Source organism: Bordetella genomosp. 10, from assembly GCF_002261225.1.
In the GTDB taxonomy this organism is placed as follows: Bacteria; Pseudomonadota; Gammaproteobacteria; order Burkholderiales; family Burkholderiaceae_B; genus Bordetella_C.
Map to the genome: position 1 here is coordinate 352,452 of NZ_NEVM01000001.1, position 18,079 is coordinate 370,530.

Consider the following 18,079-nt stretch of genomic DNA (forward strand, 5'->3'; position numbering starts at 1 on the left):
GGATAAAAGAGACATGCTTGGATAGGTGTTTACGCATTGCCTTCAGTCTCGACTCCATGTGCTGTTCTGTAAAATTCCCGTTCTTGTCGATTCGATATTTTTAGGATATGGCGGTCATTGCGACGTCGGATTGGATCCGTCTGCGAATTACTAAATACCGCCTTGGTTTTGGGCGTCGCAGCGAAAGCGCGGGGCTACTGCTGTTGCGTTAGGCTCTCCGTCGTGGCCCCTCGTATGCACTCTCAACGGCATAAACATCGTTGGAATCGGTCTGTTAATGTGTTGTTCAGCTACACCGCCAGATGCTTCATCACCAGACTTGGTGGTTTCGTTGCCTCTCGGGCGCTAGAGGATGGCGCGTTGCCCGCCGTCCGCGGAGATGGACGCGCCGACGATGTAGCTTGCCCTCTCGCTGGCGACGAAGGCGATGAGATTGGCGATCTCTTCGGGTCTGCCGTAGCGGCCCAGAGGGGAGCGCGCCGCGCCACGCGAATAGGCTTCCTCCCTGTCTATGCCCTGGCGTTGTGCTTCGGCGCGCAGCGTCTCTTCCATTCTGTCGGTCAGGGTAACGCCGGGGTTCACCGAATTGATGCGTATCCCGTAGCGACCATAGAACTGGGCGAGCCCCATTGTCGAAATCAGCAGCGCGGCATTGGCGGCGCTGCCAGGAAGGTGCGTTTCCGTAGGTGCTTTGCCACCCATTCCCACGACATTGACGACTGCGCCGTGCTGACGCTCGTGAACGCCGCCAGGAAGCGTGCCTGCAGCTTCGGCTCTTGCCCGCATGCGTTTCAGGACTTCGTCCTGAATGTAGACGTAGGAGAAGAATTTGGCGCAGAGGCCGGCTTGCCAGGCGTCAGGACCGAGGTCGTCCACTGCGGTGCGCCTGGCGCTGCCGGCGCTGTTGACCAGGATGTCGATCGGCCCAACCTCCAGCTCGACGTCCGCGGCCAGTCGCGCCGCCGCGCCGGCATTGCTGAGGTCCGCCGCCTTTCCCCACAAGACCGCTCCCGATCCTTCCAGCGCCCGCAGCGCCTTGTCCACGTTGGCCTGGCTTCGCGATACGATTGCGACCGTTGCGCCCTCGCGTAGAAACACCCTGGCCGTCTCCAATCCAATTCCTTTGGTGCCGCCTGTCACGAGCACGATCTTGCCTTTCAGATTCAGATCCATATTTAATCTAAGGTAGTTGAGAAAAATTCATAGGCGCGCGCTGACGTCGAAGTGCTCCCCGAGCAGCGCCCGGCCGATTTCAGTGGCTGTCGTGTCCGGATTCTCGTGCAACGATTGATAGCGCAGGTCGCGCAGGAAGCGTGACAGCACGCTGCGCGCCGTGAGGGCACTGGAGCCCGCTATCTGCGCTGATTTTTCGATGACGCTTGTTGCGCACTTCAGTGCGACGTGCTTCGCTTTCATGGAAGCAAGTTCGGCGTTGTCGGTGGCGCCTTGTTGCCATAGCCAGGCAGCGTGATAGAGACTGTTGCGCGCGGCGTCGATGGCGATGCGGATTTCGCCCAGCCGCAGTTGCGTATGCGAATTGCCGGATGTGCCCCGCTTCGGGATGTAGTCGCACAGGAAGTCGACGACGCCTTCGCTTCCGCCGACATACTGTGCGGCGAAGCTGAGATGGCTTTTCGCGGTCCAGCGGCCGCGCGCATAATCGCCAGCTTTACCCAACACGTCACGGTCTGCGACGAAGCAATCTCTCAGGGTCAAGGTGGGGCTGTATGCGGCCCGCATGCCCATGGGATCCCAGGAGTCCGGCTCTATCGTCAAGCCAGCGGCATGCCTTGGCACGGCGAAGAACTGAATCGCGGATTTGCCGGTATCGCCATCGGTGACGACAGCGGATATGGCATTGAAATGCACCACATCGGCCATCGTCGAGTAGTTCTTGACGCCGTTCAACAGCCACCCGCCATCGGTTTTTCTGGCGGATGTCCGTAGATTAAGAAGACCGCGGCCAGTGCGCCCTGGTTCGCTGCCTGTGTTGTTGACGAACGCGCCTTGATCCACGATGGGCTTGATGATTCGCTCGATCTGGTCCGCGTTCGCGGTCTGGTCGAGACGGTGCGAGGTGTTGTAGTGGATGTGCAGGCATTGGGCGGTGGACAGGCAGTACCGCGCGGAGTGCTCGACAATCAGGAGTGACGCAAGCGGATCCAATCCCAACGCGCCGCCGCCCAGGCCGCCGATTTCCTCGCGCAAGGCAGCTGCGTTCAAGCCGGCCGCGACGACGTCTTGGAGGTTGCGGGTAGGCGTCGCGGCCAGGATGTCATGCTCGGCGGCGCGTGGGGCAAAGGCGCTGCGGCCTAGATAAGTCACCTTGTCGATGATGTCCCGGTGTTTCCTGGTGAAGATGGCGTCCATTCCCGTCCTTACTTCTGAATATGGGCAGGAAGGCCGTAGTGCTCCCGCAGTGTGCTTCCTTCGTATTCGTAGCGAAAGAGGCCGCGTTGACGCAGAATTGGGATGACCCCGTCCACAAAGGCGTCCAGTCCCTGCGGCAGCACTGCAGGCATGTAGTTGAAGCCGTCAGCCGCGCCGTTCTCGAACCATTCGGCGATACGGTCGGCAACCTGCTCCACGCTGCCAACCAGGGTCTGATGGCCACGGGCTCCCGCAAGGCGCCCGATCAGCTGCCTCACCGTGAGATTTTCGCGTTTGGAGGATTCCAGGATGATGGTGGCGCGGCTACGGTGCCCCTCTATATTGTCCAGAGCGGGAAATGCCTCCAGGGGAACCGGCTTGTCGAGCGGATAGCCGCTCAGGTCCACACCCGTGAAATGGCGGATCTGGCGCAGACCCGCCTCGGGTACGATCAGCTCTTCCAGATCCTTGGCCAGACGTTGCGCTTCAGCTTCAGTGCCCGCCAGTATCGGACTCAGGCCGACCATGACCCGAAGGTTATCGGGATTGCGTCCCGAGCGCGCGGCTTGCTCCCGGATGCGCCGGTAGTAGGACTGGGCGCCCGCGAGCGTGTCCTGCGCCGTGAACACCGCATCGGCGTGGCGGGCGGCGAATGCAATGCCCGTCTCCGACGATCCGGCCTGGATCAGCACGGGCCGTCCCTGTGGCGACGGCGGCAGGTTCAGCGGACCCAGCACCTTGAAATACTTGCCCTGGTGATTGATCTGGCGGATTTTCGTCAGATCGGCGTAGACGCCATTCGTCTTGTCGTTTACGACAGCACCTGGCAACCAGCTGTCCCAGAGTCGCGTGACGACCTGGACGAATTCTTCAGCGCGCCGATAGCGCTCGGCGTGGGCAAGTCTGTCGTCGAGCCCGAAGTTACGCGCCGCGTTGTCGCTATTGGTCGTCACGATGTTCCAGCCGATCCGCCCCTTGGACAGGTGATCCAGCGAGAGCAGCTTGCGCGCCAGATTGAAGGGCTCGTTGAACGACGTGGATGCGGTGACCGCCAAGCCGATGTGGCTCGTGGCGACACTCAACGCCCCCTGTAGCGCGATGGGGTCGAGTTGCTCGCTGGGACGATAGCCGATGCTGGAGTAGAGCATGGGTTGGTCGCCATAGAAGACGGCATCCAGCTTGCCGCGTTCAGCGGTGACCGCAACCTGGCGGTGCGCTTCGAAGTGGGTGAGATCGGCGCTGGCGGCGTCAGGCAGACGCCAGGCCGCTTCGTGATTCGATCCAAAGGAGACATGGACATTGAAATGAAGTTTTCTCGGTGGCGTTGCCATGACCTGTGCTTTTACTGAAATTCGGGTTGGGAAAGGGGCGGGCCGCGGAAGCGTTGTGGGCGGGTCAGGGTTCTATCCAGGCATCCTTGAGCGAGGATCGGGCGCCATCGGAACTGGTGTCCACGCCGTGCACGCGCTTGTTATAGAAAGTGAAATAGGGTGCCTCCATGACGGGAATCAGGGGCAGGTCTGTCAGGAGTACGCGCTGCAGATCATGAAAGGCTTCATAGCGCTTGCGCGGGTCGAGCTCTTGCTGGTAATGGGCGATCAGGGCGTCGACGCGCGGCGATGCGTAAGCGAACGCATTGACATTGGGCACGCCCTTGGCGCCGGCCTTGGACCAGACGAGACGGGTCAATCCAAGTTCCGGGTCCATCAGGGTGGAGAAGCCCTGGAACAGGATGTCGAAGTCGTAGTCGGTCCAGATTCGCTTCAGGAACGCACCCTGCTCGGTCAGGACAGGCTTGACGTCGATGCCGACCTTTGCCAGGTTTTGCCGGATGTACTCGCCGGCTAGGGGAAACGCTTCGCCATTGATGGATAGGTCCAGCTTCACGGTGAAGCGTTTGCCATCCGGCTTGCGCGGCAGGCCGGCTTCGTCCAGCAGTTTCTCCGCCTCGATGGGGTCGTAAGGATAGGCAGGCTTGTCCTTCGCATAAAAATCGCCCAGTGCCGGCACGATGGGGCTGTCGGCGGTTCGGGCCACGCCGTGCCAGACGGTGTCGACCAGCCCCTGCTTGTCCAGCGCATAGGCGATAGCCTCGCGTACCTTTACCTGGTCTACATGCGGACGGCGCAGATTGAATGCCAGATAAAACACCTGGGCGTTGTATTCATAGCCATGTGGTTCGAACACGAGGTTTGGATTCGACTTCAGCCGCTTCACGTCGGCGAGGGGCACCCCGCCAAAGGGTTGATACTGGATTTCCCCGGTTTCCAGCGCCGCGGCTCGGGTTGCGCTGTCGGGCAGACTGCGGAAGATGACGCGGTCGAGATAGGGTTTGCCGCTATCCCAATAATCGGGATTGCGTTCTAGGATGATTTGCTGCGATTTTTTCCATTCCTTGAATCGGAAGGGGCCCGTGCCGACCGGATGCTGATTGACGGGATTGCTGCGCACATCCGTTCCCTCATAGAGGTGGCGCGGCAGTATCGGCGCTTCCGCCGCGTCCAGCGAGTTAAGAATGACAGGCGCCGGACGCCGCAGCCGGAAGATCGCCGTGGATGCATCCGGTGTATCCACGGCCAGCAAAGGCTCAAAGGTTACCCGCGCGCGCGGACCGACCTTTTTCCATACTTCCAGGGCGGTGTATTGCACATCCGCGGAAGTGAAAGGTTTGCCGTCATGCCAACGGACGCCGCTACGCAACTTGAACGCGATGCTCAGGCCGTCGTCGGACACCTCCCAGCGAGTGGCCAGTGCCGGGACAGCACGGTTGTCCTTGTCGTAAGACACCAGGCCTTCGAAGATATTGCTCCCTGCGACGGCATTGGCATATTGATTATGGAAAGCCGTGCTGAGTTGTGCGGGGTCCGGGTTGACCGCGACGACCAGGGTGCCGCCCCGCACCGGGGTCTGTCCGGCGGCGAGGCCGGTTGGCGCTGCGCCGGCAATGCCAGGAATGGCTAGCGTCAGGTTGGCGCCGACAAGCAGGGTACGCACGAGTTTGCGAAGCATGGGATGGAATCTTTGTAGAAATACGGTGGCCCTGCGTAGCAGGTGTCCCGGAGAGCGCGCGCGGGAGCGCCCCGCGTACCCTCAGAAAGAGGGCACGCAGCAGGGTGGATCGTTGAGTGAGGCCTATTGGCGGCGAGTTACTGCGCGGGGGAGCTTGGTCAGCGCTGGTAGTCTTTCGTCTGTCTGTCGAGGCTGCGGCGCAGCGCCTCCCAGTCATTGCCGCCGATACGCGCCCAGCCGTTCTTGGAGACGATGCGGGACGCTTGCGTCGATGCCCGCTCAATCACCTCGGTCGGTAACTCATTGAGTTCGGTGCTTACCGTGCCGATCTGGGCCGCGAGCTGCATGACGCAAGCGCGTTGTATCCGCCAGGCAAAGCCGAACGCTTCGCCAACGGACTCGCCCACGGTGAGCGTCCCGTGGTTGCGCAGAATGAGCACGCTGCCATCGCCGATATCGGACGCAATGCTATCGCGCTCGTCCTCGTCGGAGAAACCCAGGAAGTCATGGTAGCGGACGTAAGGGAGGATGGAGAGTGCCATCTGTGTCAACGGCAGCAATCCGCGCTTCTGGCTGGCTACGGCCACGCCTTCGCGCGTATGCAGATGGATGGCGCATTTTAGGTCGGGACGGCTGATGTGTACCGCGCTGTGGATGGCCCACGCGCCGCTGCCCACGATACGCTGCCCGGGAATGGCGTCGATAGCTTGGCCGTCGGCCGTCCCATCGAAACCGACCTTCACCAGATTCGAGGCGGTGATCTCATCGAAGAGCAGGCCATAGCGGTTGATCAGGAATTGGTCAGTGGTGCCGGGCACCATCAAGGAGATGTGCGATGACAGCAGGTCTGTCCATCCGAGCGTGGCCACCAGTCGGAATGCCGCGGCAAGCTCGACCCGGGCCGCCCACTCTTCGTTGGAATAGCTGGCGGATTGAGATGGAATGGAACTGGGATTGATGCTCATGCTGGGATCCTTAAACGGTCGTGGCATCGTTGCTGGGTACGGCTTGGCGCCGTGTGGCAGGGCGGTCTATGCCAAGGTGGTCGCGTAATGTGGCGCCTCCGTAATCGCTTCTGAATATCCCGCGAGATTGCAGGATCGGGATGACCTGGTCGACAAAATCGGTCAAGGAAGCGGGCAGGCTGGGCGGTATCAGGTTGAAGCCGTCGGCAGCGCCTGACTCGTACCAGCGGATCAGCTCGCTGGCGACCTGTTCCGGCGTTCCGACGATCGGGTAATGGCCCCGCCCGGCGCTCAAACGGCGCAGTAGCTGTCGCAGGGTGAGCGTCTCGCGATCGGTGAGGTCCTGCACCAGCTCTCGCCGGCTATGCAAGTGTTCCTGACCGGAGCGCCGCGGCGGGATCCGGACCGTTGCGTCAAGGTCGTGTCCGCTGAAATCCTCCCCCGTGATCCGCAGCAGTTCCGCGATGCCATAGCTGGGCAGAATGAGGTTTTCATACGATGACTGCAGCGCGCGCGCCTGCGCCTCCGTACCGCCGAGAAAGAAGCTGATGCCAGGCAATACCAGGACTTGAGCAGGATCGCGCCCGGCCTGCGCAACCTGGGCTTTCGATCCTTTATAGAAGTGTTGTGCGTCCTCCAGGCGTGTTTGCGCTGTGAAGATCGCGTCCGCGTAACGCGCGGCCAAGCGCTGGCCGGCACCGGACGAGCCCGCCTGGAACAGCACCGGCCGGCCTTGCGGTGACCGCGGCACCTCCAGCGGGCCCGCCACCTGGAAGTAGTCGCCAGCGTGGTCGATGCGATGCACCTTGCTGCGATCCAGGAACACGCCAGCCGACTTGTCGGCCCTGATGGCGTCGTCATCCCAACTATCCCAGAGCCCAAGCACCACTTCCAGGAACTCCTCGGCGCGCGCGTAGCGGCTGTCGGGGTCGGGATGCGCCGGCAGCCCGAAATTGCCCGCCGCTTCACGGTTCACCGTCGTCACGACGTTCCAGGCTGCGCGGCCCCGGCTGACATGATCAAGGGAGGCATACCGACGCGCCAGGCTGTAGGGATCGTTGTAAGTCGTTGAACCCGTCGCCACCAGGCCGATGTGGTCGGTGACGCCGGAGAGCGCAGCTACCAGGATCAGAGGGTCCAGCAGATCCCACGGCCGGTCCTGGGACCGTGCATTAAGGACGGGATGATCAGCAAGGAAGATGGCATCCAGCTTGCCGCGTTCCGCCTCCCGCGCTAGATGGCGATAGTGAACGATGTTGACGACGTCCTCCGTGCGGGCTTCTGGCAAGCGCCAGGCGGCTTCGTGCTGACCGATATTGCGCAGGAAGACATTCAGGTGCATTTGGCGTGACGGGCGGTGCTTGGCCATGGCTGATTAACCGATAATCAACGGGTGGCGGCCGGCGCGGCCTCGAAAACCGGCGCGGGACGTTCAATCTGACGGTAATGTGCCTCGCCGCCAGACCGCTTCAACTGTGCGGTCAAGCCGTGTTCCCACGCCAGATATTCTCGGAACCGTTGATGACGGACTGCCTCTTCGGCGTAGACGTACGCGCCGTAGCGCGTATCGTCTTCGCCGGTCAGGCGCTGCTGGTCACCGTTGCCCAACGGTAGGCCGGCGCGCTTCCAGGCTTCGGTGCCGCCCTGGATAGCCCGTACGTCGAGCTCGCCGGTCCGGTGCGCTGCCGCGACGCGGCCCGCCAGAACACCATCGCGCGACGTCAACAGGATGGATTTGCCAGGGAACTTGCTGGCGCTCAATTCCCGCAGGCGGTGGGGTGCGATGAACCAGGCGCCTTCCGGATGCTGCTTCCTGTATTGGAGGCTGTTATCGATGTCGATGATGACGGCCCCGTCCCGCTGCCGCCCGTGGGCGCTCGCGGGAGCGATCCACGGAGTCGGCCCAACGGCGGGATCGAGCCGCAACAGCCTCGGGGCCGGTCCGAGTTGCAAATCGGCGGGCGTGCCTGTGCGGTAAAGATGAACGTCATAGACGCCGAATTGCGCCAGCCAGGCCGCGGCTGCCGGTGCGCGCACGCCATCCCAGTCCGCCAGGACGACGCGCGCGCCCCGAGTGCCGATATGCTTGTCTGGTCCTTGAACCAACTGACCACCCGGCACCCACCACCAGCCTGGAAGATGACCGTCGACGTATTCTTCCTCGGTACGCACATCCAGAAGATATAGGCTGCGGCGCGTGTCAGCGCTCAGGCGGGCCAGGCCGGCGTCGTCGACATAGGACACGCCAGCCCGTTGCAACAGGTCCGCGGCGGCAGCCCGCGCTTGCGTCAAGTGGACCGCGCCGGGTTCAGGCAGTTCGGTCACGCGTCCATGCTCGAGCTGTAGGCCATTCAGCAACCAGGCCATCGTGCCGTCTTCCAGCGCAACGACGGGATTGGGTATCCCCGCGTCGATCAGGGTCTGGGCGCCGACGATGCTGCGAGTTCGACCCGCACAGTTCACCACCACCAGCGTATCGGGCTTCGGTGCGAGTTCGCGAATACGGTAGGGAAGTTCGATATTCGGAACGTTGAATGCCCCAGGTAGGGAGAAGTTCTTGAATTCAGCGGGAGTGCGGCCGTCGACGATGACGACGTCCTCACCACTGGCGATGCGCCGTCGCAACTCGCGCACGTCGATATGAGGCGTCTGCGCTTTCTCTTCGATCCACTCACCAAAGGCCTTGCCCGGCACGTTCTCGTCCTGGAAGACCTCCAGTCCGGCGGCTTCCCAGCCGTCGACGCCGCCTTCGAGTAAAGCAATGTCGGTGTAAGCCAGACGTTGTAGTCTTTCGGCAGCGGCTTGCAGGGTTTGCCCATCGGCATCCACGAGAACGATAGGGGTGTCCAGCCGTGGCACCAGACGGGCGATTTCGAGTTCGAGCCGGAAATAGGGGATGCTGATTCCCCACAGCAGGCTCTTGCGGGCAAAAAGACCCTGTTCGCGCACGTCGATGACGGCGATTTCCGCCGGCCCGAGCAGGGCGTCACGCAGCGCGGTCGGAGAGACCGAGCGAAAATTTGATGAAGTACTCATGGCTACGCTCGCTGTAAAGAGGCTATCTGGATGGTCCGACTATCGGCTTGGCCGGGGCAGCAGCGTAGAAGATGTTAGGCGGCGGGCACGAGACGAGGAAAATACTTGCTTGCTATAAAAATAAGCATATGTATGGGATATAACGAGCGTAAGTCTGCCGCCTCGTGCGGAGGTCCCAGCAAGCGGGTATTGATACGCGGAGGATATGCAAGTCAGCGGGCAGTCGCGCTATCCATCGCTCAACTGCCAGATGACCGGAACAGCGTGGGCGTGGACAGTACTGACAAGGGGATTTCCGCAAGCTCCGCCGCCTTTCCAAGGAAGCCCGCCAACGCGGGGGATCGGGCCTCTCGCCTCGATACGAGGTTCAGCGGCGCCACATAGGATGATCGGGGAGCCAGCGGCCGGTACGTGACGAACTGCAGGGGAAAAGACCGCACGCTGGCGGCCACTACGGCAATGCCCATGCCAGTAGCCACCATTCCCAATGCTGCATTGGTGCGCCGGGGCTCATGACGGACTCGTGGTGCAAAGCCTGCCATCTCACAATTCTGTATCAGCGTCCCGCTCATTCCTCTGTTGGCTTTCTGTATGGGAAGAATGAACTCTTCGTCGTGGAGATCGGCAAGATTGAGGGATTTCGCCTGCGTATACCTGTGCGTGGAGGGCATCGCCACGACCAGGGGCTCGTCCGCGAGCCGTTGGGATTCCAAACCTGGATAGTCGGTCGTTTCTGTTCGAATCAGTGCAACGTCCAGGGATTCGTCGTCAACCGCATTCAGGAGATCCAGCGTTGCCCCATCCTCGATCCTGACCTCCACGTCCGGGTATTGAAGTCGGAAGGCATGTAACAGGGCCTGGGTACGCTCGTGCAAAAGGGCTGATGTAGTCAGTCCGACCCGCAGCATCGATCGGCAGCCCCGCGCTTGAATGCGCACTTTGGCGATGGCCTGCTCCGATGCCTTGAGCAACCGCAGAGCTTCGTCGAGGAAGACGCGGCCTGAATCGTTCAGGGTGATCTTGCGCGGACTGCGGTGGAACAGTTGGACGCCGAGCTCGCGCTCCAGGATCTGGATCTGCTGAGTTAGAGGAGGCTGACGCATCTGCAGGCGCTTCGCTGCACGCGTTACGTTCTCCTCTTCCGCCACCGCGACGAAGTAGCGGAGATGGCGTAGTTCCATGGGAAACTCCTGACGGGGTTGTGGGGGCTCAGGGCCACCCAATCAACTATGGCAGACCAAGCCGTCCTTCAAGGTGGCGACTTCAAAACTCACTTCACCGGCGCGCGCCTGGCGTGCTTCCTGCTGCGCGCCGCTGGCGAGCCATCGCCGCACCACCTTGTCCAGGTAGCGCGCCGACTCGCCATCGGGGCGGCTAAGGATGATCTGCGCACCTTGCCCAGCCCGCACCTTGACGGGGACCGGCTTATAGAAGCGCCAGTCTTCTCGCGCCAGCAGGCGTTTCAGCACTTCGTTATCCTCGGCCAGGATGTCGCAGTCGCCGCTCATGAAGGCATAGGCAGCGTGGACGCTGGAAGCGTATACGAGCGGCTGGGCGCCTTGCTCGCCCGCGAGGCTGGCCGCATAGGGGCTGCCTTGTTGCAGGCACACGCTGTGGCCGGCAGCCTTGTCCGGCAGCGCGGCGCGTAGCGCGATGAGTTCGGCGCGGCCGGTGATGTAGGGGGTCGACACGACCTGTTCAGCCGACGGTGCACTAACGGCGCCCCCGAGCGGAATGCCATAACGGGTGCCGCCAATGATGAGGTCGGCCGCGGGCAGGGAAGGCGGCGCCAGCTTGCCGGAGATGCCGGCGGTTTGCTGGCCGGGAGCGGGCAGGTTGACGATGCGCACAGGCACGCCGAGCGTTCCGGCCACGTAGCGTGCCAAGGCGGCATCATAATCATCCGGCTCGGCCGGCGCGGGCACGCCGGGCGGAGCCGGGCGCGGATAGGCGCGTACGGCCACCACCAGCTCCCCACGTTGCGTGGCTTGCTGGAGCAGGGGGCCACGGGGCAGGGCTTGCCAATCGGGCGTGCCCGCCACCCCTTCCATCCAAAGTCGCGCGTGGCTCAAAAAACCATCCTCCGCCGCGGACGACAGGGTCAGCAGGCTTGCCGCCGCGCCGGCCAGGACCAAGCCGGCAATGGTTGCGCGCAAGCGAAAGGAATGCGACGCCATGACCTGGCCACCCTTATGACGCCAGGCTCTGGCGCCAGCGCAGGCTCCAGCGCTCGATCAGCGACAGCACGAAGTTCAGCAGCAATCCCAGCAGGGCCAGGAGCAGGATGCCCGCGTACATCGACGGGATCTGGAAGACTTCCTGCGAGTTCAACGTCAGGAATCCCAGCCCGGAATGCGCGCCTATCATCTCGGCCGCCACCAGGGCGGTGATGCAATACGTGCCTGCCAGCCTGACACCCGTGAAGATCGACGGCGCCGCCGCCGGCAACACCACCTTGCGGAAGACAAATGCACTGGACGCGCCCATCGAACGGGCGGAGTTGATGAGCAGGGGATCCACCTGCGTGACGCCGCTGATCGTGTTCAGCAACACCGGCCAGAACGAGGCCCAGAAGATGATGGCCACTTTCGACGATTCGCCAATGCCGAAGAACAGGATGAATACCGGGAACAGGGCCAATGCCGAGGTCTGCCGGAACAACTGCAGGATGGGGCCCAGCACCCTCGCGAGCCGGGGCAGGCGTCCCATCAGCAGGCCGAGCAGGACGCCCAATCCGATGGCGAGCAGCAGGCCCCAGAGGGAACGTTGCAAGCTGGCCCAGATGTGCTTGAACAGTTGGCCTTGCGAGAACAACTGCTCGATCGCCTGCAGCACTTGGGAAGGCGGGCTGAGGTACGCTTCACTCACCACATGCAGACGGGGCAGCAGCTCCCACAGGACCAGAAACCCGGCGATCCCCACCAGCCCCAGCCCGTGGTCGCGCAGCCGGCCGCGCGCGCTGTATCGGCTCATGGCGTGGCCTCCGCGGTGCGCGCCTCGTTGCCGCGCTCGGCGGGATTGGCGGTGGCGCCCAATGGCCGCGGCGTTGCCGCGGGATTGAGAAACTGCACTTCGTCCTTGAGGATGTCCCAGGCACGCTGGCGCAGGTGGACAAAGGCCTCGGTGTTGCGCAGTTCCGGATTGCGTGGACGAGGCAGGGGCACGTCGATGATTTCCTTGATAGTGCCGGGGCGCTTCGTCATCACCGCGATCCGGTCGGACAGGAATATGGCCTCGTCCAGGCTATGGGTAATGAACACGATGGTCTTCTTGTGCTGCTCCCAGATGCGCAGCAGTTCGTACTGCAGGATTTCGCGAGTCTGCGCGTCGAGGGCCGCGAAGGGTTCATCCATCAGCAGCACGTCGGGCTTGTAGGCGAGCGACCGGGCGATCGCCACGCGCTGCTTCATGCCGCCCGAAATCTCGTGCGGGTAACGGTTGCCGAATCCATCCAGACCCACCAGTTGCAGGTATTCCTGCGCGACGCGGCGGCGCTCCCGTTTGGGAACGCCGCGTATCTCCAGGCCGAATTCGATATTCTCCAGCACGGTCTGCCAGGGAAACAGCGCATAGCCTTGGAACACGACACCCTGGTTGGGATTGATGCCCTTGAGTTCCTGCCCGTTGATGGCGACGCTGCCCGCGCTGCGCTCGGTCAGTCCCGCCAGGATGCTCAGAAACGTCGACTTGCCGCAGCCTGACGGCCCCAGAATGGAGATGAATTCGCCTTCGCGTATGTCCAGATCGAAGTCGTGCAGCACGCTGATGGTGCTGCGTCTGCCGTTCTCGTCGCGTGCGGCGTACTCCTTGCCCAAGCCCCGCGTGGAGATCTTCTCCGTCATGGGTTCAGGCTGCCTTGGCGTAAGGATTGAAGTCGTTCGTGTAGATGTCCTTGACCGTGACCTTGCCCTTTTGCAGCTTGCCTTCGCGCTCCAGTACATCGATGTAGTACTGGATTGGGGGTTCGGTGACGACCAGGTTTTCCACATAGGCATATCGGTCCACGAATTCGAGCTTCAAGTTGGTGCGCTTGGAGATCAGCTTGCGGGCTTCCTCGGGATTTGCGTTGACCCAGTTGCCGGCCTTGGCGATGGCGGTGACCACGTCGCGCACGGCCTGCGGATGTTCCTTGATGAACTTGCCGTGAGCGCTATACGGAGACATCCCTCCCAGGCCGCCGTCCAGGTCGTAATCACTCCACAGGCGGGTCAACTGGGGAGACTTGTCGGCGCGGCCCGAGAAGGGCGCGTGGATGATCGCGAGGTCGGTGTTGCCGGTTACCAACGTCTGCTCGGCGTTGTCATCCGGGACGACAACGAAGTTGACCTTGTTGGGATCCACGCCGTTCTGGCGCATCCAGGTCTTGGTCACGAACTCCGCGCAGGCGCCGAAGCTGTTGAACCCGATGGTCTTGCCTTCCAGGTCCTTCGGCTTGCTGATGCCACTATCTTTGCGCACGAAGTACTTCATGTGCGGCGCTTCCTGCAGCGTCTTGCCACCCGCCGCGACGACCTTGATGTCGCCGCCCGCGGCCACGGCGGAGATCACCAGCGGCACCATGCGGGAGCCGAAGTCGATTTCGCCGATGCTTGTCAGCGGGATGATCTGCGGCGAGGACACGCGGCCGATGTACTCCGGACGTGTCGTGGTGCCTTCGAAATAACCCAGGTCCTCGGCCAGGTAGATCAGGTCGAACGACGGGTTCAGTGGATACTTGAATGTCGTCTTGTCGCCGACCGCGCGCACGATGGCGGGTGCCGCGAGCAAGCTGGCGCCGGCGCCGAACATGGCCAAGGAGCCGATTTTCCCGAGGGCGTTACGGCGAGCTTTGAAGGTGGACGTAGCGGTATCAGTCATGGATGGGGCTGGGCTCGGAGGATGGAAATATGGCACCGTGTGAGCCGCAAAGTGTACGAGTCGTCATTTGCCCCACTTAATACTTTTTCCAGATAAAAAAATGCCGTGGCGCCGCGAGGGACGATGCGATTCGTTCCTCGCGGCGCCACGGCATCCCCGCGCGACCACGGGTTGCAGCGCTATTTCTCGCCTTTGAGCAGCGTATCGATGCGGGCCAGCGTGCCGGCTTCACCGAACCGCCAGGCGGCATCGAGCAGCGCGTCCGCCGCCGTGACCCCGATGACCGGTTCCGCCAAAGCGCGGAATTTCTCCGTCAGTCCCGCATCCGGCACCGGGTTCTCGGGATGCCCCAGGATGACGCTGGTGCTCTCCCGCAGCACATCGCCATCGGCCAGTTCGACCGTCACATGGGCTGACGCGGGCGACTGGCCCACGACAGGCTCGATCTCGATGCGCGGCAGCAGCGCCTTTATGCGCGGGTCCGCCAGGGTTTCGTCGACGAAATCGGTCCATGCCAGGCGGTAGCCGCTCAAGGCCATCGCCACGCAGCAGGCCACGCTGAACTTGGCCTCCAATCCCGTCGAGGGCGCGGTCTTGCCCGCCGTGACCAGGGCGCCGGGATGCACCTTGACGCGGACGCGCTTCACATCGCGGCCCCGGATGGCATCGACCAATGCCTGTGCCGTCTGGGCCGATGCATGTGTCGCCCGGCAGCTTGCGTAGAGCTTGTAGCCATTGCGCAGCAGCTCGTAACGGGCGTCGAAATCCAGCGGCGGAACCTCTACCTGGCGGTCCTGGATGAACGCATCCAGCCAGCCTCCCTGGAGTTCGAACGCATGATTCGCGCCGATGTAGCCCTCGGCCGCCAGATCGGCCGCCAGGATACCGTCCATCGCCGCCTTGCCCGCATGGAAGGGTTTGCCATGCGTGCCGAAGGACGCCACCAGGCCCCCGGCCGTGGTCGCGGCATTGCTCAGGGCGTGCAGCGAGCGCGTGGCATCCAGTCCATACAGGCTGGCTGCCACCGCCGCCGCGCCCATGCGCCCGACCACCGACGTGGGATGAAAGCCCTTGCGCTGAAGGCTGCGGCCGACGCCCGGCACGAAGCCGCCGCCCAGCCTTGCCATGACTTCCACGCCGGCCACGAAGGCCGCCAGGACGCGTTGCTCGTCGTCGCCATGCTCCTGGCCTATGGCCAAGGCCGTGGACCAGCAGGGGGCGCCGGGATGCCCAGCGCCAAGATAATGGACGTCGTCGTAGTCCATGGCATGCACCGCGGTGCCATTGACCAGCGCCGCCAAGGCAGGCGTGGTGGTCCCGCCCAGGACGATGCGGGCTTTACCGCGCGCCTGCCAGCGGCGCACGGTGCCGCGCAGCGGGACGACCACGGGATCGTGCGCGGCCACCAGAGCCAGCCCCAGGTAGTCGACCAATGCTCGGCGGGCCTCGTGCAGGACTTCGTCCGGATGGCGCCGCTGCTGGCTATCCGCGATATAGCGGCCCAGGGTCTCGCCACGTTCGTTGATACGTGTTTGGGTCATGTCAGGCGTACTGATCCTGTTCAAGGCGTTGCAATAAAGCCTCGGCAGCCGCCGGCGTCAGCACGCGGCCCGCGCAGTTGAGGAATTTCTGCTCAAGCGTTTCGGCGCTGAGCGGCAGGTCATGGGTGGTGCCCACCGCCGCCTCCACATAGCGCTCGTGGACCTGGCCGCCGTTTGTCCGGATGACGACCGTCGCGCCGCTCGGGTTATCGCGCTCATAGACGGACAGGCTCACTTTGGGCATCAAGGCGCGTGTCGCCGTGTCGTTGAAGCGGCTTTCATGCTCGAAATCTTCCATCGTGATGGCGCCCTGGACCAGCGCGCGTGCCACGGCGTAGCTGGTCGAGAACTTGCCGCCCAGCGGATCCACCGGATTCGGCACGTTGATGTGCGGGAAACGAATGGCATGGACGCCGATCGCCACGCTGGCGATATCGTCGGGGCGCAGATCATGTTCCGCACGCAGTGCCAACACGCCATCGAGCACCGGCGCCAGCGCGAAGCAGCAGGGGTAGCGCTTCTGCTTTACGCCTTTCTCGCGGTCCAGGATGCGCGGTTCAGCGTCCCAGTCTTCCGTCAGGAACTGGGGCGCATACGTGTCGGGGCCGCCGTTGAACACCGCGAAATAGCCCTGCGGATGCTCGAAGGCCTGCGCGCCGGCGGTGTGGCCGTTCTTCGCGAGCAACACGGCGAGCAGGGCGTTGCGGTTCGCGTGGCCGACGATCAGCGGCTTGGTCATGCTGCCGAAGTTGGACTTGATGCCGGCGGCGAAGGACGCCGCTATGCCCAGGGCCGTGGCCAGTTGCGCTTCGTTCAACGCCAGCAATACGCCCGCCGCCGCCACGGCGCCGAAAATGCCGATGGTGGTGGTCGGGTGCCAGCCGTGCGTATATTGGCGTCGCCCGACCGTGCTGCCCAGGCGCGCCACGGCCTCGAAGCCGGTGATGTAGGCCTGGAGCAGCGTTTGGCCATCTATGCCGTGTTCGTCGGCGACGGCCAGCGCGGCCGGCAGGATGGCGACCGATGGATGCCCGTGCAGGTAGGAGTTGGAGTCGTCGTAATCCAGCATGTGCGCGGCCTGCCCGTTGAGCAGCGCGGCATCCAGGCTGTTGAGCCTGAGGTCGGTGCCCAGCACGCGGGATTTGCCTTGCGCCGCTGTGGGCTCGATCACCGAGCGCAGGATGGCGCTGCCGTCATGGCGGCTGCCTGCCAGCGTGACGCCAATCGTATCGATGATGGCGGAACGAGCGCGCACGAAGGCGGCTTCGGGTAATTGACGGCGCGAGAAGGCCAGGATGTTGCGGGCGAAAGCCAGCGAAATGGGGAGGGTGGTCATGGTCGTCCGTGTTCAGGGTAGGCGTCGATGCGTGTGTGGATTCAACGGCTGAAGCCGCCAAGCAATTCGCGGAAGCGCTTGTCCTCGCTCCGCAGATAGGCGGCGGTCTGGGCGCTGTCCAGGCGGTGCGCCACCAGCAGTTCGGCATCCAGCATGGCCTTCCATTCGGCGGTGGCGGTGATGGCTGCGAATGCCTTGTCCCAATACGCGACCTGGGCAGGCGTCAGTCCGGGCGGCGCCAGAACGCCCCGCCAGGCGGGCACGACGACGTCGTAGCCCAATTCACGCCACGTGGGCACCTGCGCAAGGGGGCCGGTGGCGCGCTCGGCGCTGGCGACGGCGATGTAGCGCAAATCGCGCGATTCAACGAAAGGATTCAGCGCGAAAGGCGTGGTGACGGCGACTTCCACGTGCCCGCCTATGGTTGCCGTCACGCCCTCCGTGGACGAGTTGAAGCTGATGGCCTTGATCTTCTTCAGGTCCAGGCCCAGTTGTTTCGCCAGGAGCAGCACGCTGACGTGGTTGGTGGTGCCTATCCCGGACGAGATGGAGAACGACACCGAGGCCGGGTCCTGTTTCAGTCTGGCGATGAGGTCGGCCGGTGTCTTGATCGACGATTTGCTGCCGACCGCGAAGACCATCAGTTCATCGAACAGGATGGAGATGGGTGTGAACTGCGAGTACGAGATCGGACTGCGGCCCAGGATATTGTTGGACAGCACGACGCCGCCGACGACCTGCAGGATATTGGCCTCCTTGGCGTGCTTGAGCGTATAGGCCATCGCGACGGCGTGGCCGCCGCCTGGGCGGTTGGACACGACGCTGCCCGCCGGGGCATAGCCGGCTTGCTTCAGGAAGCGCTCCACGTCCCGGCCGGTGCGATCCTGCGCGCCGCCAGGGCCCACGCCGACGACGATTTCCACGGGGCGGTCGGGAACCCATGCGCCGGCTGGGGATTGAGCGCG

15 protein-coding genes are annotated in these 18,079 nt (G+C 63.3%); all 15 read right to left on the minus strand.

Translation table 11 applies throughout. The annotated features are described in order from the left end of the window. Positions 1-345: 345 nt before the first annotated feature. The 15 genes from CAL29_RS01550 to CAL29_RS01620 all read right to left on the minus strand — a co-directional run bounded on the left by CAL29_RS01550 (position 346) and on the right by CAL29_RS01620 (position 18,037). On the minus strand, positions 346-1,173 hold the full coding sequence (locus CAL29_RS01550) for an SDR family oxidoreductase (RefSeq protein WP_094851247.1): 828 nt from the start codon (positions 1,171-1,173) through the stop codon (positions 346-348). Between the two features lie 27 nt (positions 1,174-1,200). Further along, on the minus strand, positions 1,201-2,370 hold the full coding sequence (locus CAL29_RS01555; RefSeq protein ID WP_094851248.1) for an acyl-CoA dehydrogenase family protein: 1,170 nt from the start codon (positions 2,368-2,370) through the stop codon (positions 1,201-1,203). A gap of 8 nt (positions 2,371-2,378) precedes the next feature. Further along, a complete protein-coding gene (locus CAL29_RS01560; RefSeq protein WP_094851249.1) occupies positions 2,379-3,701 on the minus strand; it encodes an LLM class flavin-dependent oxidoreductase in 1,323 nt (440 codons plus the stop codon). 64 nt (positions 3,702-3,765) lie between these two features. Then, positions 3,766-5,379 (minus strand): ABC transporter substrate-binding protein, encoded by a 1,614-nt coding sequence (locus tag CAL29_RS01565; protein WP_094851250.1) that lies wholly within the window; start codon positions 5,377-5,379, stop codon positions 3,766-3,768. A gap of 158 nt (positions 5,380-5,537) precedes the next feature. Continuing rightward, a complete protein-coding gene (locus CAL29_RS01570) occupies positions 5,538-6,344 on the minus strand; it encodes a class II aldolase/adducin family protein (protein ID WP_179283872.1) in 807 nt (268 codons plus the stop codon). 10 nt (positions 6,345-6,354) lie between these two features. After that, positions 6,355-7,713, minus strand: coding sequence for an LLM class flavin-dependent oxidoreductase (locus tag CAL29_RS01575; protein ID WP_094851252.1), 1,359 nt, complete (start codon positions 7,711-7,713; stop codon positions 6,355-6,357). A gap of 17 nt (positions 7,714-7,730) precedes the next feature. Beyond that, positions 7,731-9,380 (minus strand): rhodanese-like domain-containing protein, encoded by a 1,650-nt coding sequence (locus CAL29_RS01580; protein WP_094851253.1) that lies wholly within the window; start codon positions 9,378-9,380, stop codon positions 7,731-7,733. Positions 9,381-9,619: 239 nt separating this feature from the next. Then, on the minus strand, positions 9,620-10,561 hold the full coding sequence (locus CAL29_RS01585) for a LysR family transcriptional regulator (RefSeq protein ID WP_094851254.1): 942 nt from the start codon (positions 10,559-10,561) through the stop codon (positions 9,620-9,622). 42 nt (positions 10,562-10,603) lie between these two features. Next, positions 10,604-11,557 (minus strand): substrate-binding periplasmic protein, encoded by a 954-nt coding sequence (locus CAL29_RS01590; protein ID WP_094851255.1) that lies wholly within the window; start codon positions 11,555-11,557, stop codon positions 10,604-10,606. 13 nt (positions 11,558-11,570) lie between these two features. Beyond that, entirely contained in the window at positions 11,571-12,353 is a 783-nt protein-coding gene (locus CAL29_RS01595; RefSeq protein ID WP_094851256.1) for an ABC transporter permease, read from the minus strand. Then, positions 12,350-13,222, minus strand: a complete 873-nt coding sequence (locus CAL29_RS01600) for an ABC transporter ATP-binding protein (protein ID WP_094851257.1) — start codon at positions 13,220-13,222, stop codon at positions 12,350-12,352. The genes CAL29_RS01595 and CAL29_RS01600 overlap by 4 nt, the downstream gene beginning before the upstream one ends. Positions 13,223-13,226: 4 nt before the next feature. Then, positions 13,227-14,237, minus strand: a complete 1,011-nt coding sequence (locus tag CAL29_RS01605) for an ABC transporter substrate-binding protein (RefSeq protein ID WP_094851258.1) — start codon at positions 14,235-14,237, stop codon at positions 13,227-13,229. A gap of 179 nt (positions 14,238-14,416) precedes the next feature. Next, on the minus strand, positions 14,417-15,778 hold the full coding sequence (locus CAL29_RS01610; RefSeq protein ID WP_094851259.1) for an MmgE/PrpD family protein: 1,362 nt from the start codon (positions 15,776-15,778) through the stop codon (positions 14,417-14,419). Between the two features lies 1 nt (position 15,779). Continuing rightward, positions 15,780-17,114, minus strand: a complete 1,335-nt coding sequence (locus tag CAL29_RS01615) for an MmgE/PrpD family protein (protein WP_094851260.1) — start codon at positions 17,112-17,114, stop codon at positions 15,780-15,782. Positions 17,115-17,155: 41 nt separating this feature from the next. Then, a complete protein-coding gene (locus CAL29_RS01620; RefSeq protein ID WP_179283873.1) occupies positions 17,156-18,037 on the minus strand; it encodes a tripartite tricarboxylate transporter substrate binding protein in 882 nt (293 codons plus the stop codon). Positions 18,038-18,079 lie beyond the last annotated feature (42 nt).

Coding starts and splice junctions, on each gene's coding strand:
- CAL29_RS01550 (WP_094851247.1), bottom strand. CDS start 1,173: ATGGATCTGAATCTGAAAGGCAAGATCGTGCTCGTGACAGGCGGCACC.
- CAL29_RS01555 (WP_094851248.1), bottom strand. CDS start 2,370: ATGGACGCCATCTTCACCAGGAAACACCGGGACATCATCGACAAGGTG.
- CAL29_RS01560 (WP_094851249.1), bottom strand. CDS start 3,701: ATGGCAACGCCACCGAGAAAACTTCATTTCAATGTCCATGTCTCCTTT.
- CAL29_RS01565 (WP_094851250.1), bottom strand. CDS start 5,379: ATGCTTCGCAAACTCGTGCGTACCCTGCTTGTCGGCGCCAACCTGACG.
- CAL29_RS01570 (WP_179283872.1), bottom strand. CDS start 6,344: ATGAGCATCAATCCCAGTTCCATTCCATCTCAATCCGCCAGCTATTCC.
- CAL29_RS01575 (WP_094851252.1), bottom strand. CDS start 7,713: ATGGCCAAGCACCGCCCGTCACGCCAAATGCACCTGAATGTCTTCCTG.
- CAL29_RS01580 (WP_094851253.1), bottom strand. CDS start 9,380: ATGAGTACTTCATCAAATTTTCGCTCGGTCTCTCCGACCGCGCTGCGT.
- CAL29_RS01585 (WP_094851254.1), bottom strand. CDS start 10,561: ATGGAACTACGCCATCTCCGCTACTTCGTCGCGGTGGCGGAAGAGGAG.
- CAL29_RS01590 (WP_094851255.1), bottom strand. CDS start 11,557: ATGGCGTCGCATTCCTTTCGCTTGCGCGCAACCATTGCCGGCTTGGTC.
- CAL29_RS01595 (WP_094851256.1), bottom strand. CDS start 12,353: ATGAGCCGATACAGCGCGCGCGGCCGGCTGCGCGACCACGGGCTGGGG.
- CAL29_RS01600 (WP_094851257.1), bottom strand. CDS start 13,222: ATGACGGAGAAGATCTCCACGCGGGGCTTGGGCAAGGAGTACGCCGCA.
- CAL29_RS01605 (WP_094851258.1), bottom strand. CDS start 14,237: ATGACTGATACCGCTACGTCCACCTTCAAAGCTCGCCGTAACGCCCTC.
- CAL29_RS01610 (WP_094851259.1), bottom strand. CDS start 15,778: ATGACCCAAACACGTATCAACGAACGTGGCGAGACCCTGGGCCGCTAT.
- CAL29_RS01615 (WP_094851260.1), bottom strand. CDS start 17,114: ATGACCACCCTCCCCATTTCGCTGGCTTTCGCCCGCAACATCCTGGCC.